Origin of the sequence: Psychrobacter phenylpyruvicus DSM 7000 = NBRC 102152 (assembly GCF_000685805.1) — a bacterium.
GTDB lineage: Bacteria > Pseudomonadota > Gammaproteobacteria > Pseudomonadales > Moraxellaceae > Psychrobacter > Psychrobacter phenylpyruvicus.
Window position 1 is genome coordinate 81695 of record NZ_JMKP01000003.1, and the last position, 24829, is coordinate 106523.

The following is a 24829-nucleotide window of genomic DNA, read 5'->3' on the forward strand; positions in this document are numbered from 1 at the left end:
AAATTAAAAGTTAAGGGAATAAAATCAAAAAAATCAGGGCTTAGAGTTAGCTTTGTTCAGAGTCAGAGTTAGTTTGAGAATGAGGGGTCACATTATAGACCACTGCGTTTAGCTCACCATCGCTCATGGCAACTTTAATGAAGTCGCCTTTTTCAATGCTTTTGACCGAGTTTAGATATTTATCGTTTGAGTTTTGAACAAAAGCATACCCTTGATCAAGTAGGCGGGCAGGGTTTTGAATCAAAACCACTTGTTGATAATAACGCACTTGTTTTGCTACATCATTTATCAGCTTTTGACTGTTGGCTTTGGTACTGTGATGTAGTGAGTCAATGGCGTCAGTAGCCCTTGATAAATGGTTGTAACTCATTTGACGAATGCGTTGCATGTTACTTTCGGTGGTTAGCGTTACTTCGCGCAATTCAAATTTAGCATGTTGTTTTATGCTATTAAAATGACGATCGGTTAGATGTTGCCAATGCTGCAAGTTATGCTGGCTCAAGCTTTGGATGGCTGAGAATTGACGCTCAGTGGACATAGCCGCCTGAGTCAGTTGTTGTTGACTGAGCCGCTGAATCGCATCGGCATAACCTTGAGTACGCTGCATTAGGCTGGCAAGGTGGTTCACAATACCGGCAATAACTTTTGAGGGGGTATCAAAACTGGTATGTGCTACCTCGTCTAAAATTACCGAGTCGCGTTCATGACCTATACCTACCCAAACTGGGACAGGTTGTTCTGCGATCAAAGCCGCCAACTCATAATCATTTAAATAAGCTAAATCCCCAACAGCACCACCACCACGAATAATGACCATTAAATCTGGATCACGCTCATACTGTTTTCTAAAAGTGAGCATGCCTTTGGTAATGGCATGACGAATCTCTTTTGGTGCATGATTGCCTTGGAAAGTGGCGTGATAATAGTGAAAATGACAAGCGTTGGTGCGCTGTAGTTTATCCGCATCAGCTCGGAAGTCACCGAGTCCAGCCGCTTTTTCTGGAGCAATAACTAACACATGCTCGATATCAAAGGGGGCAGGGATTTGTTTGTTTAAGTTAAGCAAACCCTCACCACTTAAGCGCTCTAGCATGGCTGCATATTGACGCGCCAAATCGCCTAAAGTATAACTCGGATCAATGTCATTGATGGCTAAAGAAAAGCCGTATAAAGGGTGGAAGCTTGCGGTGACATTTAGCAGTACAGTCACATCACGCTCCAGCTTCATGCCAGTGGCGCGTTCAAACTTGGCTAGCACCCGAGCCGCTTTAAAGCGCCAAAGGTTGCCGCGGCAGCTAGCAATGACTTTACCGTCATCGTCCTTTTCAGCCAATTCAAAATAGTAATGACCGCCTTTGCTAGACAGATTGCGAATCTCAGCTTTTACCCAGACACTGTGACGAAAGGTCTCTTTAATAACCAATTCAACAGCGGCTAAGTAGTCACTTAATCTCAGAACAGTATTCTCAAGCTCATCGTCAATGGAGTCATTGAAGTCGTCTGCATTGAAGTTATCAATATCAAAGTCACTATCTTGTGGGGATAAAGTATCAAGGCGAGACAAATCTGGCTTAGGCATAATTATCAGTCTTAAATTTAAAGTTTATACTTTACAGTGTAGGGTTAAGAGGAGATTACAAATAGCGCTACCATAGCATAGCACTTAAGCGAGGCTTTTAAAAAGGCGGTATTTAAGCATATTTGTGCCAAAAACAATAGCCTGTTAAATACAACCTGCAATGAAGCTAGCTTAACTATTAAAGTAAACAATATAATACTTTTCTTTACATATCTGTTTGAGTTGATTATGATTATTGCCGTTTAAAACTGATACCAAGCTTAGACTGTCTAAGTTTACCAGCCCATGTCAATAACTCAAATAATGGACTATTCAATGACCAATCACTACATCTCCGCCCCTCAAGCTTATAACTTCCCTTTAACTATTAAGCAATTATTAAACCGTACAAAAGCCACTTCAATGCATGAAGAGATTATTTATGCAGATAAAGTGCGGATGACTTACGCTGATGCGTTTAAGCGTGTAGCCAAATTGGCTAACGTCCTTGATGGTTTGAATTTGCAAAAAGGGGATGTTATTGCTGTTATGGATTGGGATACGCATCGCTTTTTGGAAGCCTATTATGCAGTACCTATGTCTCAATACGTACTACAGACCGTAAATATTAGACTCTCTCCAGAAAAAGTATTGTATACCATCAACCATGCCAAACCTAAAGTGCTGTTGTTAAACTCTGAATTTGCACCTATGGTAAAAGACTACCAGTTTGAGAACTCATCGATTGAGCACATCATTTGGATGGATGATGCCGGTATGAGCAGTGATGGGGTATTTGGTAATAACCAATCACGCGTATTGGGTGAGTATGAAGAGCTATTAGCAGCTGCAAGTGATGAGTTTGAGTTTAAAGATTTTGACGAAAATACCATTGCCGTAACCTTCTATACCTCTGGTACGACTGGCAATCCAAAAGGGGTATTCTTTAGCCACCGTCAATTGGTACTTCATACTTTAGCCGAAACCGCTATTTTAGGGGTGCAACCACAGAAGCAGGGACTGGTATTGGGCGATGTGTATATGCCAATGACACCTATGTTCCATGTAATGGCATGGGGTCTGCCTTATACCGCTACGATGTTAGGCTTAAAACAGGTTTATCCGGGTCGTTATGCCCCCGATGTACTGATCAAACTTATTAAAGAAGAAAAAGTGTCGATCACTCACTGTGTGCCGACCATTTTGCAGATGCTATTGAAGCAGGCTGAGGCCGAAGGGTATAAGTTTGAAGGGCTTAAAATGGTTATTGGCGGTTCGCGTCTAACTGAAGGTTTGGCAAAACAAGCGCTTAGTGCTGGTATCGAGGTGTACAGCGGCTATGGTATGTCGGAGACCGCACCACTTATCGGTTTGACTGAGTTTAGAGCAGACGATCCAGAGATGACATTAGAGGAAGAAGCTAAGCGTCGTAGCTACACCGGTAAGCCTATTTTTATGGTAGATGTGCAACTTTGGGATGGTGACAATAAGTCATTACCACATGATGGTAAGCAAACTGGTGAATTGGTACTACGTGCCCCTTGGTTGACTCAAAGCTACTTCAAAAATCCTGATGCGGGTAATGAGTTGTGGGAAGGCGGCTATATGCACACCCAAGATATTGCCAACATGGATGAAACTGGCGTTATGAAAATCACAGACCGTCTAAAAGATGTGATTAAGTCAGGTGGCGAGTGGATTTCTTCCTTGGAGATTGAAACGATCTTATCGCTGCATCCTTCGGTAGCGGATGTGGCCGTTATTGGGGTTCGTGATGAAAAATGGGGAGAGCGCCCACTGGCTGCCATCATTCTTAAGCCTGAATGCCAAGACACAACGATAGAAGATATTAAAGCGTTGGCAGAACAAGCTGCAGATAAAGGGTTTATTCCTAAATATGGCGTACCTGAATACTTCAAATTTGTTGATGAATTACCGAAGACTTCTGTAGGTAAGCATGACAAAAAATTAATCCGTGAATTATTTGCGGGTCAAACTGAAGTTTAGTCTCTGTTAGATTGAAAATTGAAGAGTGAGTGCAGAATATTTAACAAATAATCTGTGCTCACTCTTTTTTATTGTATAGCTAATCAATATCTTATCGTTTTTTTACACTAATTTTCGTTGTACTGAATTTTATGTTTACATCGTTAAATTAATTGACTATGATGAATTACTGTCACATGGATCTGGACAGTATTGTCATTATTACGATTCTAATTATCAGCTTATAACTGGCTACTATCACTATAATTGACAACTCATTGATCTGTTTAACTGTACTTATTATCTTACAGTTATTGTTAAACACTACTTCTAACGGTTATACAGACCTAGTGGATATATAGTGATAATACAAATATTCCACTCTAATTTATGAAATAACGGACTATATCATGAGTAATCTTTACCCTTCTGCCAAACAAGCCTATAGCTATCCTTTAACCATCAAGCAATTACTTAACCGCTCTAAAATGACTGCTACAAAGCAAGAAGTGGTCTTTGCAGACAAACAGCGTATGACCTATGAGCAACTATTTGGACGCATTGCTAAACTTGCTAATGTGCTGGATGGGTTAAATCTTGATAAAGGTGATGTTGTTGCCGTGATGGACTGGGATACTCCTAGATTCCTTGAATCGTATTTCTCCATTCCTATGTCGCAATATGTCTTACAAACGGTAAATGTGCGACTGTCTCCAGAAAAAATCCTGTACACCATAAATCATGCCAAACCAAAAGTACTGTTGTTAAATTCTGAATTTGCACCGATGGTAAAAGACTATCAATTTGAAAACTCTTCAATTGAACACATCATTTGGCTTGATGATAATGGTGTAACCTGTGAAGATGTGCTGCCTGAAAGAAAATCAATGGTGCTGGGCGAATATGAAGAGCTATTAGCAGCTGCCAGTGATGAGTTTGAGTTTGAAGATTTCGACGAAAATACCATTGCTGTAACTTTCTACACTTCAGGCACTACCGGCAATCCGAAAGGGGTGTTCTTTAGTCATCGTCAATTGGTACTACACACCCTTGTTGAAGCCGCGTCTTTAGGTACTTTACCTCAAAAGCAAGGCGTGGTTCTTGGTGATGTCTATATGCCAATGACACCTATGTTCCATGTCATGGCTTGGGGCTTCCCTTATACCGCCACCATGTTAGGTCTAAAACAAGTTTATCCCGGCCGTTATGCTCCAGACTTACTTCTGAAATTAATCGAAACAGAAAAAGTCAGTATCACCCATTGTGTGCCGACTATCCTGCAGATGCTATTGAAGCAAGCAGAGGCAGAAGGTAAGAAGTTTAATGGTCTAAAAATGATCATCGGTGGCTCACGCTTAACCGAAGGTTTGGCTGCGACAGCACTATCAAGTGGAATCGAGGTATATACTGGATATGGCATGTCAGAAACTGCACCACTTATCAGTATTACCGAATTTAGTAGCGATGAGGGTGAGCTTAGCTTTGAGGACGATGTGAAGCGTCGCTGCTTAAGTGGTAAGCCTGTAATGTTGGTTGAGCAGCAGCTATGGGATGGTGAGGGTAAGGCAGTAGCTCATGATGGAAAAGAGACCGGTGAGCTGGTGCTAAGAGCACCGTGGTTGACCCAAAGCTATTTCAAAAACGCAGATGCTGGCGACGAGCTATGGGAAGGTGGCTATATGCACACCCAAGATATTGCTTCGATTAAAGCGGATGGCTGGTTGCAAATAACAGACCGTTTAAAAGACGTTATTAAAACCGGCGGTGAGTGGATCTCATCATTAGAGATTGAGACGATTTTATCGCTACATCCTGCAGTAGATGACGTAGCAGTGATTGGAATTCAAGATGAGAAGTGGGGCGAACGTCCGCTTGCTGCTATCGTATTAAAACCAGGTGCTGAAGATACCAATCCAAAAGATATTATTGCATTAGTAGAACAAGCGGCTGAAAAAGGGCTGATTCCTAAGTATGGCATCCCTGAGAACCACATGATTGTCGATGTCCTGCCAAAAACTTCAGTGGGCAAACATGATAAAAAAGTGATGCGTGAGCTGTATGCCAATCAGACTGGCGTTTAATTTCTTTTTTATATGGCAGTAGTATTAATATTTGAATGTAATATAGACTTAATAGCCGTCACATGATTTTGTGGCGGCTATTTTGTTTAAGGAGTGGGCAATCTGTATTAAAGCAACTGGTATATCAACTGTAAGAGATCAAATAATATGAAACAGATTATAACTATTTTAATGGCAATAGCTTTAACCGCTTGTAGCTTTCGGGGTTTCAGCCTTTACCAGATGCGTGGGAATATTTTTACAAAAATTAAAAAGGGATACATCTTTTCGTGAATAGCTAGTTATTATTGTTTGTCTATACTAAGTAGTGTAATCTTTTAATTGTTGTTTGATTTTTATACATATTTTTTCAATCAGTCTAAAAAATGGGAGTTTCCATGGAAAAAAATTATAGAAATATAATCGCTGCTACTGTCGGTCTCGCATTGCTTTCAGGATGTGCCCCTAGTCAAGATGGTAAATATAGATTAGGAGATGTAGTAAACGATGTCACTAGAGCAATATTAGTACCAGCACCCCAAACGACAGCTAATACACAGGCTAATGCTATAGAAGTAGGTGGCTATATAAGACCAATGTTAGAGGGTTGTGACTTAGTGGATATAGAAAGACTTGTTCAAGAGCAAAAAGGTGTCATTGCTGATGTTCAAAGAGTAAGTGAACCAAGAGGAGATGATCCAAACGCTACAACGACAGTCAGATTAAAAAATGCCGTTGTCTTTGGACATCCTTTGCAAAAAATAGAGACACATAGAGGCTACAACGATTTTTCTAGTAAACTATATTTTGGTAATGATGCATTTGTGAAGTTACGCTCAGCCTTTAAAGTGCCGACAGGCGATGATGCTAATGTTACTAAAAACGATGCGAGTGGATATTTGGTCAAAGGGTATGAATACGTTTCCTTAGATTTCGATAGACAAAATAGAACTGTTACTTGCGGAAAAAGTATTTAATTTAAACCTATTTTAAATAGTAATAGTATTGGCTATTTTTTAAGAATGTTTACAGCAATGGCTTCACCTAACATATCAATTAAAGCCTGCAGTCTATTTGCAGGCTTTTTTTCGTACTATTATGGATAAGTTGATTTGCACTATCACCAATCTTATATAGCTATGAGATTATGTTCGGTAGTGATGGCGGGAGTTGAACCCGCTTCTTTATATAAAGTACAAAGCTGATCGCTATTTGCATCGTTGCAATACTGCACAGTTCTCAAAAGCCCTACTACTGTTAAACTCTTTATTGCCTAGTAGCCATATTAAGGACGAATTGCTGTTGTGAGGCAGATAACGGTTATTTTGGAAGATAACTTCACCGCGATCAAGCGGATTGGCAACGATCATATAGCCTGATGGAGAGCTGGTAAATGTGTTGTTCTTAATAGTTAACTTTTGAATATTAAATTGCAGTAGTAGCTGTCCGCCTTGCTGGTTACCAAGGTCATTATTGGCGACCGTATTATTAACAAGGGTAATTTGTCTGACGCCGCCGCGTTGCTGATCATAGCCACCCACTGCAAGACCAGCATAGGTGCTGTTGATGACCGTATTGCTCTCTACCCAGACCTCTTCTGTCAGCTTTTGGAAGTTTTCACTGGCGACTTCGATACCAATATCATTGTTAGTCACGGTATTGCTGTGAATAAATACCTGCTTACCCCCATCGACATAAATACCACCCGCTGAAGGGTCGTCGCCTTTGTAGCCGGGATTGCCACTGATACTATTGTGTGTGACCGTATTGCCGATGATATCACCCCGTCTAGCATAGTCGTTATCGGTCTCTGCTGTTCCTTCAAAACCAATGATGTCGATACCAATATTATTGTTATTATTGACTTGGTTGTGGTTTACTTCAAAGTTACTGACATCGCCATTTATGACTACCGCTTCACTACGACCTAAAGCGAGGTTTTCTACTCGATTATTATTAATTTGAATGTCTTTAATAGGCTGCGTACCGTAAACCGCAATGCCATGCGCATTACCCTTGTCATTATTTACACGCGTTCCTAGATCATGAATATAATTGTTCTCGATTAGGAGGTTATGACTACTGCCAGTAATATAGATGGCAGTGGGCGTAATCTGCTCGTTATTGGTCCAAAATTCAGTAAACTCTAAGCCGCGAATGATCAGATAAGCTTGGTTTTCGATATGGAATAGATGCTCATCAGCCACGCTTGGCGTGCCGGTAATGATAACTTTGGCGGCTTGCATTGGCTCAAAGATAATCGGCTTAGCCAGTGTACCAGAATTTTTAATATACACAGGCCCTTTATAACTACCTGCGGCAATGTGTACTGTCGTACCAGCAGTTGCCAGTTCTGTGGCTCTTTGTAGAGTCAGGATAGGTGAGCTGGCACTACCTGATGCGTTATCACTACCCGTTGTCGCAACATAGATATGCTGACGCGTACTGTCATCGAGCTGTAAATTATCAAGTGCTGAGTTGCTATCATAAAACGCATGGCTACTAGATATTGGTGGCACATTTGGCGTGGCGGGCATATTTGGCGTTGTAAAAACTGTGGCTGGAGCGGATTCAGAAGTAGCAGGTAGGTTTGAAGTGCTAGAAGCTTCATCCAAGTCACTACCGCCGCAAGCAGGTGAGGTAGAGACTACTAATGCAAGTAAACTCATCGGCAATAACATTGAGAAATTACGCTTTGATTGTGACGTGGACCAACTGGTTTTAATAATATTTCCTTAGGGTGTGGTGAACATTGGCAATAGAATGCTGGCAGACAAACATCGAACGGTGAATCTTTAAGCTCTCGCACAAAAAGGGCGGTTGTCACTAGATTTGATAAGCTCAAGTAGATTTATAAAAATATAGTAGCGTTTTTTGTGCTTATAGAAACTAATTACTTCTTTAAATTGTAAAATGTTTTATTTGTCAAAGGTGTGGCTGCTTCAGTAGTATTGAGTGCTGCGGCTTTTTGTATAAAAAACAATATGATAGTATAGGCTCCTAATTAAAACGGATCTGATAATGGGCAGTTATCAGATTCGGTAAGGATATACCATTGGGATGACCTGACTATCTTGGACTATATTTACAATCCTATATTTAAAATAAGGGACATCCTTTTATTTATCTTATATTTTTTAGCATAAAACACAAAAACTAAGAAAGCTATTCAAATTAGGGCAAACATTTATATGCAATTGAATAAAACAAGTTTAGTTGCCGAGGGCATACCGGCAGCTGACAGTACAGAGGTATTGTTTGAAGAAATAAAAATCAACCAAGGTCTATTAATAGGCTTGGTTACCTTAAACCGTGAAAAGTCTTTAAACGCACTGACCACCAATATGTGTAAGCTAATTAGTGCAAAGCTGACCGAGTGGGAACAGATCGATAATCTTGTAGCGGTAGTAATTCACGGTGCTGGCGAGCGTGCTTTGTGTGCCGGTGGTGATATTCGTCAGTTGTATCAAGCACGTCAAGAGTGGGACGGAGAGGGCATAGCCCCGCCAGAAGCAGTTGACTTCTTCGCCAGTGAGTATCATTTAGATACCCAAATGCATGAATATCATAAACCAACTGTCATCTGGGGTAGTGGTATTGTAATGGGCGGTGGCATGGGCATACTAAGCAGCAGTAGCCATCGTATTGTCACGGAGACTACTCGTGCTGCTATGCCAGAAGTGAATATTGGCTTATTCCCAGATGCAACTGGCAGTTGGTTTTTACAGCGATTCCCTGCTAAGACAGGTCTATTTATGGGACTAACAGGTGCTGATGCCAATGCTAACGATGCTCTACTATGTAACTTGGCAGATTTCAAAATGAGCAGCCAAGATTTTGATGCCATGCTACAAAGCTTATGTGAGGCTGATTGGAGTGAGGCTTTAGGTCAACCCACCCTAAATAGCCTAAGCAGTAAATTACATCAAATAACCACCAAAGCGCTAAGTGACTTTAGTGCACAATCTGCTGCAAATATTGAATTTGCGCCAAGTAATATTGCTAAATTTATGCAGTCTATTCAAAGGCTTATGAACTGCGGTGGATTGGATAAAATAGACGACATTTTACAATCAGATGAAAATATCAAAAACTTCTGCCCAGACCTTGCTGATAGTGATTGGTGCAAAGCTGCGGTCGCAAACTATCGTTATGGTTGTCCGGTGACTAAAGCGATTACTTATGAGATGTATCAGCGCGCCCATAACTTGTCATTGACGGAAGTTATGGCGCTGGAGACTAATGTAGCTCTGCACTGCGTTAATTATCCTGACTTTAGTGAAGGGGTGCGTGCGTTATTGGTAGATAAAGACCGTCAGCCAAAATGGAGTCGCACATTGGCTGAGTGTTTGGATGTCGAAGGGCAGGCCTATATACAAGGGCACTTTGAAGAGCTACATTAGATTAACAAGCTTTGTGCTGAATTAAGCCGGTAATATGTGACAATAGCAGCAAGACAGAATTTAGTTTGTCTTGCTGCTTTTTTATTTTTAAGATTAAAATAATCTGTTAGGATAAGAAGGATGCTATAAAGCATCGGCATTTATAATAGCCGTACTCATAAAAGCTGCACTTATAAAAAACCTACTTTGATAGTTTTTAACTTGTTGTAAGGATAGTAAAAATGGATTTTGCCCAACTGCCTGCACCGTCTAAGGTGAGTGCTTGGTTAGATATGGATGCGCTCGATCATAATATTGAGCTGGTTAATCAGAAGACCCAAGCGGTTAAGTTGCGCATCGCGACCAAGTCAATTCGTTCTATCGATGTTCTACGCTATATCCAAAAAAAGACCCCTCACTTTATCGGCCTCATGTCTTACAGTGCTGCCGAGTCTGTGTATTTACTACAAAATGGCTTTGATAATATCTTATGTGCTTATCCCGCTTTAGACGCCCAAAGCATAGCTGAGACATTACAGTATACACAGCAAGGCGCTACCATGATTTGGATGGCCGATCGCATTGAGCACTTACGTCTGCTTGATGAGATAGGTAAGCGGCATGGTCAAAAAATTGAGGTGTGCTTAGATATTAATATGTCGATGCCCCTGCCGAAGCTGTACTTTGGCACTAAGCGCTCGGCATTGATGCGCAAAAGTGATGTCAAAAAGCTAATGGAGAAGGCGGGTGGCCTATCGCATATAAAGCTAGATGCGGTAATGGGTTATGAGGCTCAGATTGCTGGATTGGCAGAGCATATCCCAGGTAAGTCATTGCTCACGCCTGCCATTAAAATGTTAAAAAATGGCTCAAAAAAGCAAGTTAGTCGCCGCCGAGCAAGCATAGTGCGCTGGATTACTGAGCAGTGGTATCAGCTCAAGCTGGTCAATGGCGGAGGTAGTGGTAGTATGGACTTCACCGCAAGCCAGCCAGAAGTGACCGAGATTACGGTGGGCTCAGCTTATTATAAGCCAGCATATTTTGATTATATGGAGAGCATGCAGCCCTTCATGCCGGCTGCAGGATTTGTACTACCGGTGACACGCCAACCTGAAAAAAGAGTGATTACTTGCCAAGGGGGCGGCTTTATCGCTTCTGGCGCAGTGAGTGCTGATAAAGCACCAGTGGTGCATTACCCCAAAGGATTGTCCTTACTGCCTGATGAAGGGTTTGGGGAAGTACAGACCCCATTTGCGGTGGATAATGAGGTTCTCAAACAGGGCAATATACCAAGAATTGGTGAGGCAGTGTGGTGTCGCCATGCCAAAGCTGGCGAGCTGGCTGAGCATTTTAATGAATTGGTGTGTTATCGTGATAATGCACCGCTAATAGCAGATGGAACTGCGCAAGTCATGACAACTTATCGAGGACAAGGACGATGTTTTCATTAAAACACTGGCAGACAAATAATAAGTGGCAAAACTGGGTTGGCTATGTCACCTCAGAGCCGGAACAAAAACTTTCGGTTAATTCAGTGGAGGAGCTACAACAAGTTATCGTACAAGCCCGTGCTGACAAGAAGCGAGTTCGGGTTACTGGAGCGGCACATTCTTTTAGTGACTGTGCCAGACCTGAAGAGATCGCTGTAACCTTGCATAATATGCGCGGTTTAATCTCGGTGGATAAAGTCAATAAATTGGCTACGTTGCACGCTGGCACTTATTTATATGAAATCGGTCCTGCTTTGGCTGAGCATGGCTTGGCACTTGAGAATATGGGGGATGTGCAAGCGCAGACTATTGCTGGTGCGGTCAGTACCGCTACTCACGGTACAGGTATTGATCTAGGTTCGGTAGCCAATCAAGTTGTGGCTTGGGAGTGGATAGATGGCAAGGGCGAGCTACACAGTCATCAGCGAGGCGATGCAGAAACTGATGACTTAGGTAATGCGCTACACGTTAGCTTAGGTATGCTTGGGGTATTTACCAAACTGACGCTAAAAGTGGTGGATTTATATGGTTTACGAGAATCCAATGAGCGTATAGGGTTTGAACAAGGGCTGGCAAATTTTCATGACCTAGCACGTGCTCATCGCCACATGGAGTGGTTTTTATTTCCAGGCACCAATAAGCTGCAACAAAAGACTCTGTCTTTGATTCCCCCCAAGCCAATGCGCCGTGCTCAGAAGATAAAAGATCATTTTGACAGTATAGTTAAGCTCAATGGGGCATTTTATTTGCTCTCTGAGTTGGCCAGAATGAATCCTAAGCTGACTAAAAAGGTAAGTGAGATCTCAGCCAATTCTATCCCTAATACCCACCGTGAAGGGTATAGCTTTGAAGTGTTTCCAACGCCGCGCGGGGTTAAGTTTAATGAGTCAGAATACTTTATTAAACTGTCAGATTTTGAGGCCTGTATTACCGAGATAAACGATATTTTATTGGAAGATAATAAATTATCACATTTTCCCATTGAGGTGCGTACTCATAAGGGTGAGACCGGGATGCTTAGCCCAACACAGGGTGAAGATTGTGCGGTACTCTCATTTCACGTATACAAAGGTATGGACTGTGAGCCTTTATTTAACTGGCTTTATGACTATATGCAAAAGTGGCAAGGTCGCCCGCATTGGGGCAAGGTCAATAAGCTTAGTAAAGATGAGCTGTATGAGCTGTATCCACAAATGGCACGTTTTTTGGAGATACGTGAGCACTATGATCCCGATAATGTGTTTATGAACCGCTGGCTTGAACAGAAGTTTTTGTCGAAGTAAGGTTGCTCTAACTTAGAGCTAGATAACTAGGCTGCTTAATCTATTGGTTTTACTAGAGAGCACTTTTTAACTAGAGAGTACTTTTTAACTAGAGAGTACTTTTTAACTAGAGAATACTATTTAACTAGAGAGCCTTTAACTAAAACGTATAGAAGCAAGAAAGATAGTCGAAATAGAGTTTCCTTAATACTACTCGTTTGCAATATTTTATTGCAAACATGGTATATCTATTTGAATTCTGTTATTTTTCAATAAACACATTATTTTATTTATTATTAGAGACATGACCTTAAATAAAACTCGTAATTCACAGTCGCATTTGATTAAAGCCTTCTCGCTTTGTGCTGCATTAGGCGCTATAAGTGTGCCTGCCTATGCTTGTCAGGTTCCTAAAAGCTACTACTCCAATGTTTTTTGTACTGCCAGTAGTGATTATTTTTTAGCTCTAAAAGACTCCGGTCAGCCGGTAGCTTTACTGGATAAAAGAGGCAGGCGAGTTGCTGATTTATCGCGGTACAACGGTATCGATGTCAGTAAACTAAAAGAGGGGCTTATTCCGGTTCAGAGAATGGGCCGAGTAGGCTATATCAATACTTCTGGTCGCGAAGTTATTCCAGCAGTCTACGATACCATTTCTGGCGATAGGCAAACTAAGGGTTGGTCGCGTGCGGTGAGCAATAACCGTATCGTGGTAAAAAAGGCGGGCAACTTTGGGGTGATTGACACCAGAAACCGAGTGATTGTTCCTTTTTCACCCAACTATCAAAGTATCAGTGACTTTAATGGTAACTTAGCAACCATCACAACCCGAAGCGGTACTCAGTGGGTAGATATTAATGGAAGGCCCACTGTAAATCCTGCTCAGACTGTTTCTAGTCGCAATACCACACAGACTGCTTCAACTGCCAAACCTGTGATAAACACCACTACAGTGATTCAAAGTCCAAGCATCACTCAAACACCAGCGCCTAGTCCAAGTTTCAGTAATACCGAAGTTTGGCAACCAGAACAGCGTGACGGTAAATGGGGCTATGTGAATTATAGCGGAGTGCCAATGATTAAATTCTTATTCCAGCAAGCTATGCCTTTCTCTGAAGGTCTTGCAGGGGTAAAAATGGATAATAAATGGGGCTTTGTTAACTTAGCTGGCGAGCTGGTTATTCCTTTTAATTTCGAAGAATCAAAGCTTCGCCGAGGCAGAGGAGTCACCTACAAAGGCGCACAGCCATTTGTGTTTACCGGAGGTAAAGCCTGGGTGGGTAATGCGCCTAATGGTGCTCAAATGTGTATTGATACTAAAGGCAATTTTGTCAGTTGTTCTTAGCTAGTCATTAAAATTTTTAGCATAAAAAAACAGTGCCTTTTGGCACTGTTTTTTTATCTAAGATAAACGATTTATTTTGAAGCTTGTTGTCTTATGCCTGTAAACGTTTGATTAAACGCTGGGCTGTCTCTTCAGATGAGGCTGGGTTCTGGCCAGTAATCAGTAGACCATCTTCAACCACATAAGATTGCCAATCTGCACCTTTTTCATAAAGGCCGCCATTTTCTTTCAGTGCATCTTCTAATAAGAAAGGCACTACGTCCGTTAGACCAACCGCCGCTTCTTCGGTATTACTAAAGCCGGTTACTTTTTTGTCTTTAACAAGGTATTCACCATTTACTTTGACGTTTTTTAAAGCAGCAGGAGCGTGACAAACAAAGGCCACTGGCTTGTCAGATTTTACAAAGTCTTCAATTAACGAAATTGACTTTTTGTCCACGGCCAAATCCCATAATGGGCCATGACCACCCGGATAGAACACTGCATCATAGTCCTCACTATTGATTTCAGCCAGTTTATGAGTGCTGGCTAAATGCTCTTGAGCCGCGCTATCTTGTTTGAAGCGATCGGTATATTCGGTCTGAGCATCAGGGGTATCGCTACTAGGATCTAGAGGAGGTTGACCGCCTGCTGGCGAGGCCAAAGTAATCTCGGCACCGGCATCTTTAAATGCGTAGTATGGCGCTGCAAATTCTTCTAACCAAAAGCCTGTCTTCTTACCGGTTTCGGCTAACTTATCGTGTGAGGTTAATACCATTAGTATTTTCATAGAAAATCCATTATTTATTATAAATTTATTATTTTGTTAATTTCCTGCCTAACAGCTATATAGGGTCAAAAGCTATTTAGGATCAGCAACTTTGACCACTGTTTTACCAAAGTTGTTACCGTATAGCATGTCGACAAAACCTTCTGGAGCGTTTTGTAAGCCATCAACAATATGCTCTTTGGTTTTTATTTTGCCCTCTGATACCCATTTGCCCATAGTTTGTAAGAACTCTGGGAAGTGGTCACCATACTCTTCAAAGATAATAAAGCCTTTGACAGTTAAGCGTTTTCTTAAGATATTACTCATCAGTAAGCTTAAGCGGTCTTTGCCTTCTGGCAGTTCAGTTTGGTTATAATGGGCCGCAAGACCACATACTGGGATACGGGCATGGGCGTTCAGTAGTGGTAATACTGCATCGAATACACGGCCACCTACGTTTTCATAATAAATATCAATACCATCTGCACATGCTGCTGCTAACTGCTGTTCGAAGTCATCGGCACGGTGATTAAGACATTGATCAAAGCCAAGCTCTTCTACTGCAAATTTGCATTTGTCTTCGCCGCCAGCGACACCAATAACTTTCAGACCATGCAGCTTAGCGACTTGACCGACGGTAGCGCCGACTGGGCCGGTTGCTGCGCCTACTACTAGAGTTTCATCAGCTTTTGGCTTACCGATATCCGTCAAGCCCATATAGCCTGTAAATCCAGGCATGCCAAGTACCCCTAAGCCGTATGATGGGTTGCTCATGTCTTTAGTAAGCTTATAAACCCCTTCGCCGTTACTGACGCTATAGTCTTGCCAGCCACTATATGCAACTACGATATCACCTTCACTAAAGCCATCAACATTAGAGTTGACTACCTGTGAGACAGTAGCGCCTAGCATAACGTCACCTACTTCAAGGGGATCAGCATAGCTTTCAGCATCGCTCATACGACCACGCATATAGGGGTCAAGTGATAGGTATAAGGTGCGCAGTAGCATCTCATTATCAGCAGGGGTTGGGATTTCAGTCGTGGCTAATTCAAAGTTATCATTAACCGGTTTACCGTGTGGACGGCTAGCCAATTTAACTTGACGGTTTAAAGTATCTGATTGAATGTTAGTAAAACTCATGGAGTTATCCTTATTGTTATTGGGTTTATTCAGTGTTTTTATTATTAAAAAGTTTTAAGCAATTCCTTTTTATTAAAGGAATAAAACATACAGCAGCTTATGCAGTACCAATTCTAGAGCAGGGAAGCTGTGCCTATGTCGTGCTTTTGTACCTAATTTATAACCTTACTTATTTGTAAATTAAGAGTTAAAGCAATAAGTTAGATATATAGCAGTTTAGACCACGATTAAGCTTTAGCAGCACGTTGTAAAATACGGCGTGAAACTTGTAAATCATTGGCTTTATGCTCACCAAGCTCGGTCATGCCATGTGCTTCAAGCTGCTTAATAATAGGCTCAATAGCGCTTTCATCTAAGTCTGCATCGGCAAAGTTGATAGGCAGCTCTAGCGCCTTAAAGAAGTCTTCGGTATAAGCAATAGCAGTTTCAATTACATCATCATCGGTAAATTGATTATTATCGTTATTGATATCCCACACATTGCGCGCATACTGTAATAGTTTTTCTTTTTTACTGTCTTTCAACTCACGCATCAATGATGGCAACACAATGGTTAAGGTGCGAGCGTGATCAATACCATGTAAAGAGGTTAGCTCATGACCAATCATGTGAGTGGTCCAGTCTTGTGGCACGCCAGTACCAATCAGACCATTAAGTGCCATAGTTGCTGTCCACATGATGTTTTTACGCACTTCTAGGTCTTCAGGATTTTGCTTTACAGCTTTGCCTTCAGTAATAAGGATTCTTAATAGGCTCTCGGCAAAAGCATCTTGTACTTTGGCATTGACAGGATAGGTTAAATACTGCTCCATGACATGAACAAAGGCATCGGCAATGCCGTTCATTACTTGACGCTCAGGAAGTGTTAAAGTCTTGATTGGATCAAGGATAGAGAACTTCGGATAAGCTAAGGGGTTACCAAAGGATAGCTTAGCATGACGCTCACTATAGTTAATGACACCACCAGCATTCATCTCAGATCCGGTAGCAGGGATAGTAAGTACCGTGCCTAGGTCAACAGCTGAGTCAATATCTTTACAAGAGCTGGTTAAGGCGTCCCATGCTTTATCGCGAGATACTGTGCCGTCTTCTTCTTTTAAGTGTGAAACTAGCGCCACAAATTTACTGCCATCAATTACCGAACCACCACCCACAGCTAAAATAAAATCGATGTTTTGTACATTTGCCATGTCAGCTGCTTTTAATAAAGTAGTGAACTCAGGGTTGGGTTCAATACCACCAAATTCAAAAATTTCACGATTGCCATTGCTATTTAACGCGGTTTTAACTTCATCAAGCGTTCCGGTACGCTTTGCAGAGCCACCACCATAAGTAATTAACACACGAGCATTGGCAGGTACTAAGTCAGCCAATTGTCTAATTTGACCTTCCCCAAAGACAATGCGTACAGGGTTGTAATATTGGAAATTCTTCATGGTTGTCCTTAAGTTACTAGTTAATTGTTTAAAACTGAAATAGATAATAGGCAATATAAATTATAAATATGAATATCTTGCTAAGAATCATACAGATTTATTAGACCAGTCGTCTAGTAGCTTTACAAAACAACATAACTGATTAGCAACTGTGTGCAGTTTTTATTAACGGATCTTTTCAAGCCCAATCTCTGAGGCCGTCATTTGCCACACCTCATTAAGAGCTGTGTTGCAGCGACTGGTTTTTGCAATCAAGCTGGCTCCAAGCCAGGCATAGTACCAACGCTTGGCGATACTCTCTGCAGAAATATTTTTGGCAATAGGGATAGAGCCTTCAGCCCAGCCTGCTTTTACCTGCTCACTTATCCACTGGATAGTTTGCTGTGAGCCCTCTTCTAAAGCTTCTCGCATTGGGTCTGAGATGTCGGATACTTCGCCGCTAAGTTTTACCACTAAGCATTTTTCGTGGTCACATTCGTTTTGTTGGGTGTTGTACCAATACTGAAAGTAATGAGATAGCTTTTGTTGCGCACTGATATCTTGTGCTGAGATAGCCTGTAAGCGGTGCTTATAATGTTCAAAGTAACTTTGAATAATGGCTTCGCCAAACGCTTCTTTGGAAGCAAAATAATGGTAAAAAGAACCTTTGGGTACGCCAGCAGTATCCAGTATTTTTTTGATACCCACAGCGGTAAAGCCCTTTTGTGCCAGTAGCTGATAGCCAGTAGCTAGCAAGTGTGACTTGGTGTCATTCGGGGTATGTTGAAAAAGATCAACAGGGTCTGAATGGGAAATAGGCATATTGTGATAACTCATAATGGGTCCATAGTGGTTCTTTTAGTATATGCTAATGTTACCACAGCCATTAAGTTCGTAGGTTTATGGTTGTTTGCTAACGACTATATACTCACCATGGCTTACAATCCTTTATAAATAAATACCTTTGTTAATAAACGAAACAGATATAGTTTAACAAAACCATATTACGACCTATCTAGCCAGCCATATACAAGCTAGCGACATATTTAGAGAGCACCATGAACCTATTACAACCCATTACAATTGGCGGTCAGGTCTTTAAAAACCGCGTCTTATTTCCACCTTTGACTACAGGATACGAAGACAGAGATGGCACCATCAGTGAACAAAGCCGTGCTTTTTATACCCGGCTAGCTAAGGGTGGTGTTGGTTATATCGTGTTAGGTGATGTGGCACCTATTCGCAGCTTTGCAGTGACTCCGAAGCTTTATGAGGACAGTCAAATTGATAGCTTTAGACAATTGGCTGACAATGTTCATGCTTATGGCGCCAAGCTTGGGGTGCAGATATTTCACCCAGAATATGACAGTGACGTTCTAAATGCCTTATTTGATGCGGGCAAAATGGTTGAACTGCGCTCGCAACTTAACCATGATATGGATCACTTTGTTAATGAGGTAACCCAACAAGCGCTAATGCAGATTATTGATAAGATGTGTGCCTGTGCTCAACGCGCTCAGCGCGCGGGCGTCGATGTGGTTAGTATTCATGGAGACAGATTGGTCGGAGCATTGTGTAGTCCGATAATGAATACCCGTAGCGATGAGTTTGGGGGCTCTCTAGAAAACCGCACTAGATTTGCTTTGATGCTAGTGAAAGCTATGAAGGCTGCTGTGCCTGAGATGGTCATTGAATACAAGCTACCAGTGATTACCCCTGAGCGTGGCAAGGGCGGAGTCAGCATTGATGAGGCACCGATATTTGCTCAGTGGCTTGAGCAGGCTGGCGTAGATATGCTGCATGTGGCTCAGGCAAACCATACTGGTAATATGGCGGATACCATTCCACCGATGGGAGTGCAGCCTTATTGCTTCTTTGCCGATATCACCGCGTCAGTGAAGCAGGTGGTTTCAATCCCAGTCAGTACTTCTGGGCGTATTATAGACCCTGCTATGTCTGAGGAACTACTTAATGAGGGCAAAGTGGATATGATAGGTATAGGCCGCGCCTTACTCGCTGATCCGGACTGGGTGAATAAAACTGCTGCTGGACGTCCGCAAGACATCATCCGCTGTATAGGCTGTAATGAAGGCTGTGTTGATACTGTGCTTAATCGCTCGTTTATTGCTTGTGTGGTCAATGCCGAAAATGGCTTCGAGGCGGTTCGATCTATCACCCCAGCTGAGCAGCCAAAAAAAGTAGTGGTGATTGGCGGTGGTCCTGCTGGATTAGAAGCAGCTCGGGTAGCTGCTGTCAAAGGTCATGAAGTGACGCTCTTCGAAAAACAAAACTATCTGGGCGGGCAGCTTAATATTGCTTCAGTACCACCACGTAAAGCTGAAATTGGTCGTAGTATTGAAGATTTAACCCAAGCTTGTCATCAAGCTGGCGTACAGATTCAGCAAGGTCGTGAGGCTGATACGGATAGTATTCTCGCTTTATCGCCAGACACTGTGATTGTTGCTACAGGAGCCAATAGCTTTATGCCACCTATTGTTGGTATAGACGATTCTCAGGTTTGTGATGCTTGGAAAGTGCTGGCAGGTGAGCAGCAAGTTGCAGGGCGTGTGGTTATCATCGGTGGTGGCATCGTCGGTTGTGAGACAGCCGAATACCTTGCTGTGCAAGGATGCCAAGTGGCAATCATTGAGATGAGTGATAAAGTAGGGGCGGGCATCGGTATTACAGTATTGCCGAGTGTGCTAGAAACCTACCGTCGTTATGGGGTTACTCAGCATCCAGGTCTTAAAGTGACTCGCATTGAGCCAAACCATTTTCAGGAGGCTCAAGAGCAAGAGGCACAAAAAGGTCAGCAATCAGCGTATGAATTAAATATTTCTTGTGAGGATCAGCAAGGCAATATAATTCCCTTTGTTGCGGATTATGTGGTAGTTGCTAGTGGGGCACGTCCACAAGTCTTTGATAGCAGTGACTTATTGGCACAAGGCATTGAGGTTATTGAGGTGGGAGACTGTGTAAAAGTAGCGGATATCTCGCAGGCGATAAAAACTGCCTATGATGCTGCTAATTCGATATAGAATTTAGCTCTTTATCTAAGCTATTTTATCTGAACGTTTTGGGGTAGTAGCCGGGTGTAGCTACCCCAAAAGCTTAAAGCTGTTGGCAACCAGGCCCACTAAGCTGGCTGTGACCACCCGATACTTTCTCAACCTTAATTTGGGTCAATATTCGCTCTTTTAAACTCTGAACGTGCGAGATGACGCCAATTAGTTTACCTTCTGATTGCAGATTGGTCAGTGTATCAAGTGCGATATCGAGTGAATCCTCATCAAGGGTACCGAAGCCTTCGTCTAAAAATAACGAGTCCACACTCATATTTTGACTTGCCATATTTGATAACCCAAGTGCCAAAGCGAGGCTGATAATGAAGCCTTCACCACCGGATAGATTTTTAGTACTACGAACTTCACCGCCTTGATAATTATCGATGACATTAAGCTCAAGTGGACTGCCTTCATCACGAGTGAGTAAGTAGCGGTCACTCATTTTTTCTAACTGAATATTGGCATTACTAACCATGATTTGGAAAGTTAACCCTTGTGCGAAGGTTCGGAATTTTTTGCCATCTGCCGAACCAATCAGTTCACGTAGATTATTCCAGATATTGTAAGTATGTTGCTGTTTTTTAATTTTTTCAAGTTGTTCTTCTAGCGCTATTTTATTCTTCTCATTGGTTTTAAGCTGTTGTTGTAGCGCACCAATCTGTCTGTCTAATTCTGATATCTCACTTTTAAGTATCGTTAACTGATTAGTTAATGAGATTGTATGCGCATCAAAGTCAGCTTGATTTATAGCACTAGCAGAATCAATATCAGTATTAATATTGACGTTACTATCGTTTTCATTATTTAAATTAACTAAGGGCGTCGCTAGTTTGTTTTCTAACTGTTGCTTTGTCTCCGCAAGCCTATAGCAAGCAATCTGTAAATTATTATCAATGTTTTGCTTTTGAGTTGCTAAAGCCTCACGAGCTTCACGTTCAAGCATGGCATCTTTATAGCTATGCTCATTATCAAACTGGTTGTCTTTTAATAAGGTGTCGAATAATACTTGTTGGTTGTTAAGGTCATCGTTAGCCTTTGAGATCGCTGTTTTTAATTTATCAATATGCTCATTCAGTTGTTTAATTTGTAATTGATAGCGATTATAGCGCTCACGAGCCTGCGCTAAGTTTTCTTTTGCTGAATTAACTGCTTGTTGCAATCGTTTATCTTCAGCATCCATATCTTTATCTTGATAAAGAGTCTGTCTTTTGTTCTGTAAAGTGTCTAAGGTGGTCTTTACATCATTAATAACTAGATTTAAATCATTAAACTCTTTTTGTACGTCATCCAGCTGATTTATTAATCCATTGATTCGTGTCTCAACGTTACCAATCTCACTACTAAGCGACTGGCTAAGCTCTTTTTGACGGTTATAATCTTGTTGTAATTGACGCATCCATCGACAATGATCACGTAAGGTCTCCAAATACGACTCACAGTCGCTCTCAATTAAAACGTGTTTATTGCTTATAGCATTGCTTAGTTTGGTCAATGTCGTATCAAGGGTAGACCATTTATCGTTATCGTCTTGTTTATATGGATTAACCAATTTTCGAATGAGGGTTATTGACTCATTAATTTCTGCATAATTCGATTCTATATAGTCCTTATCATTTTTAATTTGTTGCTCTATTAATTTTATGTCTGTATTAAGCGCATTAATTTGTTGTATCGTTGATTGGGAGTTGTCCTGCAATGCTTTGATGCTATTTTCACTTTGACTAATTTCATGAGTTAGCTTGTCGTTTTCATCAAGTAACGTATTTAACGTTTGCTTTTGCGATGCTAAGTCCTGTCGCGTATTTTGAATCAATGAACTCAAGTCATCAGCAGTGATGATGACTTGTTGTAAATTGCCACTATCTATCTGGTTATGCTCTAAAGAGTCACTCTGTGGATGGTTGACCTGCAATTTATTTAGACTACTACCAAACTCTGCAATTGACGCTTTCAGCTTTTTTGAAAGCGATTGTTTATCAATGATGTCGATAAGGGTAGGGGGAAGGTTGAGTACATTTTGCGTAAAAGTAGTTATTAATGACTCATAGCGACTTACTAACTCTGCTAATTTGCTTAGTTGCTCATTAAGCTGCTTTTGATAGTTTACTACCTCATGTTTAGAGGTCGCTAATTTAATTTTATCTTCAGAGATAAGCCTCTCAACATTCTTATACTCGGACGATAATTCATTGATACGGTTTTTAAGTAGTTCTATAGGCGTCGGTTTGTTTTGATCAGGTTGTGACTTATTATTCAGCAAAGGGTGGTTGCCATCATAAGGATGTTCAAGAGAGCCGCACAATGGACATGGCTCATCATCCTGCAATAAATGAATAAAATCCTCAAGTTTAGCGACTTGTTGCGATAGTTCTAAATTTACTTTCTTATCTTCTAGCTCGGTATTTAGGCGATTTAACTTATCCTCGTTAGCCGCAAGATTTTGCTGAATTACATCGATATTTCGCTGTCTATCAGGTAGCAATGCTTGTGTTTCTTTAGCTTGCAATGCAAGCTGACTCACTTGTTCGAGATGCACCTTAATGTCATTAAGCTGTTGACTGCTTTGCTCAATTTCATTGTGCTGATGGCGTAAGGATTGTAGGGTTTGCCCTTGCATTAGATTGTGCTGACGTTGTTTAAGCGTTGCAAGTTGTTGCTTATTACGCTCAATATCATCGCTAACTTGGTTTTGACCACTTTCAAGTTTTGATAACTTATCGGTCAATTGACCCAAACTAGCTTTAGCAACTTGCCTCTGCGCATCTTTATGTGCAATATTGTGCAACACCGTTTTGAGCTGTCTACCAAGCTGATGTAATGATTCAATATCACTAGGCAGTGCTTCATGATGCGAGCGTGTGTCTAAAAACTGCTTAGTTTTAACAAGCCTTTCCTGCAATTGCGTCTGCTCGTCTTTAGAAGATTTTAGTGACTCATTTAACTTAGTCATATTTGCATTAAGCGAATCACGACGACGATGTTGATCGTGAAAACGCTCCTGATGCTGTAAAATCTGCCCATCTAACTGGCGAGTCTCACGAATCAGCGGTTGCGCTTTATTATACTCACTCACCGCTTTATGCTCAGCTAACTCGGCTGTTTTTAAATCTTGCTGACTTTGATTGAATTTTGTCTCAACCTCTAGCAATTGTTTGGCGCTATCTTCTTTATTCGTCGTATATTCAGTAAGCTGTCTACGAATGGTTAGCAATTTATTGTAATCATTGCTAATTTCAAGCGCTTTATTCGCCATATCCAAACGCTCAGCATCTGACTTAAAACCCAGCTTAGCTCGCTCGGCATCGTCAACCTCTTGCGTATATTGCGACAATTTATGCTTTAAATCTGCGACATCCTGTAGCCATTTAATTTGTGACTCTAAACTATCCTGCTTGGTTTTTTTAGTGGTAAGCTCAGTATTTAATGTGTCAATATTTTTGCGATACGCGGTTTCGGTTTCCTCATCTAACAGCGATAAACTATCAGAAACCGCTTGCAGGCGCTCTAACTCTTCTTTATGAGTGCGGTACTTTTCATACACATTTTTGGAAATATCAGCGTAAATTTGCGTACCGGTAATTTTCTCCAATATATCAGCACGTTCATCTGCTTTGGCTTTTAAAAACGCAGAAAAACTACCCTGGGCGAGCAAAATTGAACGGGTAAACTGTTGAAAGTCCATCGACGTTAGTTCAATGATTTTTTGCTTTGTGCGAGACAGCTTTTCCTCTAAAATCTCATCACCCTTATCAGGGTCTTCAAGATTCACCCGACTCAACTCATGTGTTGCGTCTTGTAAATTACCATCAGGCTTGCCATACGCTCGGCGCTGCCCCCAACGACATCGGTACTGTGCTCCGTTTAACTCAATCACTACCTCGGCAAAGCATTCAGCGGTTTGCCGTGTCATCACCTCGTTGCTACTTTTACTAATGCTATTAATACGAGGCGTCTCACCATAAAGCGCCAAACAAATCGCGTCCAAAATCGTGGTTTTACCCGCACCTGTCTGTCCTGTAATGGCAAAAATACCCTCATTTACAAAGGCTTTATCGCTAAAATCGATATGCCATTCACCTTTCAGAGAGTTGAGGTTTTTAAGTCGTAGTTCGATTAGGCGCATGGTATTTTCTTAAGCTATTAGGAGGTGAATAGGTAAAAATGGAATTAATGATGATTTGGAGCTAATTTCGCTTTTTATTGCTATCTTACTTGACCACTAGAGCGGTGACTATAAACCATAGCCGTTCCTGACTCAGCGATAACGCCTCTAGCTATGATACCTGAGGAGGGTTAAAGCAAAGCACTGCTTTGACCCGACGCAAGAGAAAATCTATGATTTTCTGTGTAGTCAAGCAAGTATATCTACTGCAAT

15 protein-coding genes are annotated in these 24829 nt (G+C 41.5%); 8 read left to right on the plus strand and 7 right to left on the minus strand.

Annotated elements, in window-relative coordinates:
* Positions 1-46: 46 nt before the first annotated feature.
* Entirely contained in the window at positions 47-1579 is a 1533-nt protein-coding gene (xseA, locus tag G561_RS0101865) for an exodeoxyribonuclease VII large subunit (RefSeq protein WP_028858038.1), read from the minus strand.
* 315 nt (positions 1580-1894) lie between these two features.
* Here xseA and G561_RS0101870 point away from each other — a divergent pair, with 315 nt between their 5' ends.
* The 3 genes from G561_RS0101870 to G561_RS0101880 all read left to right on the plus strand — a co-directional run bounded on the left by G561_RS0101870 (position 1895) and on the right by G561_RS0101880 (position 6581).
* Positions 1895-3565 carry a fatty acid--CoA ligase gene (locus G561_RS0101870; RefSeq protein WP_028858039.1) on the plus strand — a complete coding sequence of 557 codons (1671 nt, stop codon included), beginning with the start codon at positions 1895-1897 and terminating at the stop codon, positions 3563-3565.
* Positions 3566-3954: 389 nt separating this feature from the next.
* Entirely contained in the window at positions 3955-5625 is a 1671-nt protein-coding gene (locus G561_RS0101875) for a fatty acid--CoA ligase (RefSeq protein ID WP_028858040.1), read from the plus strand.
* A gap of 377 nt (positions 5626-6002) precedes the next feature.
* Positions 6003-6581: a hypothetical protein gene (locus tag G561_RS0101880; protein WP_028858041.1), complete on the plus strand. Its 579-nt coding sequence runs from the start codon at positions 6003-6005 to the stop codon at positions 6579-6581.
* Between the two features lie 231 nt (positions 6582-6812).
* On the opposite strand, the gene G561_RS13770 is transcribed toward G561_RS0101880, so the two are convergent.
* Positions 6813-8273 carry a right-handed parallel beta-helix repeat-containing protein gene (locus G561_RS13770; protein WP_162165203.1) on the minus strand — a complete coding sequence of 487 codons (1461 nt, stop codon included), beginning with the start codon at positions 8271-8273 and terminating at the stop codon, positions 6813-6815.
* 522 nt (positions 8274-8795) lie between these two features.
* Here G561_RS13770 and G561_RS0101890 point away from each other — a divergent pair.
* The 4 genes from G561_RS0101890 to G561_RS0101905 all read left to right on the plus strand — a co-directional run bounded on the left by G561_RS0101890 (position 8796) and on the right by G561_RS0101905 (position 14083).
* The gene (locus tag G561_RS0101890; protein WP_051584316.1) at positions 8796-10007 is read left to right on the plus strand and encodes an enoyl-CoA hydratase/isomerase family protein; all 1212 of its coding nucleotides are present in this window, start codon (positions 8796-8798) and stop codon (positions 10005-10007) included.
* Between the two features lie 221 nt (positions 10008-10228).
* Positions 10229-11437: an alanine racemase gene (locus G561_RS0101895; RefSeq protein ID WP_051584317.1), complete on the plus strand. Its 1209-nt coding sequence runs from the start codon at positions 10229-10231 to the stop codon at positions 11435-11437.
* On the plus strand, positions 11425-12759 hold the full coding sequence (locus tag G561_RS0101900) for a D-arabinono-1,4-lactone oxidase (RefSeq protein WP_028858044.1): 1335 nt from the start codon (positions 11425-11427) through the stop codon (positions 12757-12759). Before G561_RS0101895 ends, G561_RS0101900 begins: the two co-directional genes overlap by 13 nt.
* A gap of 283 nt (positions 12760-13042) precedes the next feature.
* Complete coding sequence (locus tag G561_RS0101905) at positions 13043-14083, plus strand: WG repeat-containing protein (protein ID WP_028858045.1); 1041 nt, start codon at positions 13043-13045, stop codon at positions 14081-14083.
* A 91-nt stretch (positions 14084-14174) separates the two neighbouring features.
* Here G561_RS0101905 and G561_RS0101910 read toward each other — a convergent pair whose 3' ends face one another.
* From G561_RS0101910 to G561_RS0101925, 4 genes are all read right to left on the minus strand, one after another.
* Entirely contained in the window at positions 14175-14852 is a 678-nt protein-coding gene (locus G561_RS0101910; protein ID WP_028858046.1) for a type 1 glutamine amidotransferase domain-containing protein, read from the minus strand.
* A gap of 72 nt (positions 14853-14924) precedes the next feature.
* On the minus strand, positions 14925-15974 hold the full coding sequence (locus G561_RS0101915) for an NADP-dependent oxidoreductase (RefSeq protein WP_028858047.1): 1050 nt from the start codon (positions 15972-15974) through the stop codon (positions 14925-14927).
* A gap of 227 nt (positions 15975-16201) precedes the next feature.
* A complete protein-coding gene (locus G561_RS0101920) occupies positions 16202-17410 on the minus strand; it encodes an iron-containing alcohol dehydrogenase (protein ID WP_028858048.1) in 1209 nt (402 codons plus the stop codon).
* Between the two features lie 165 nt (positions 17411-17575).
* A complete protein-coding gene (locus G561_RS0101925) occupies positions 17576-18226 on the minus strand; it encodes a TetR/AcrR family transcriptional regulator (protein WP_028858049.1) in 651 nt (216 codons plus the stop codon).
* Between the two features lie 221 nt (positions 18227-18447).
* On the opposite strand from G561_RS0101925, the gene bilR reads away from it, so the two are divergent.
* Positions 18448-20427 carry a bilirubin reductase, long form gene (bilR, locus tag G561_RS0101930; RefSeq protein ID WP_028858050.1) on the plus strand — a complete coding sequence of 660 codons (1980 nt, stop codon included), beginning with the start codon at positions 18448-18450 and terminating at the stop codon, positions 20425-20427.
* Positions 20428-20500: 73 nt separating this feature from the next.
* On the opposite strand, the gene G561_RS0101935 is transcribed toward bilR, so the two are convergent.
* Positions 20501-24577: an AAA family ATPase gene (locus G561_RS0101935; RefSeq protein WP_028858051.1), complete on the minus strand. Its 4077-nt coding sequence runs from the start codon at positions 24575-24577 to the stop codon at positions 20501-20503.
* Positions 24578-24829 lie beyond the last annotated feature (252 nt).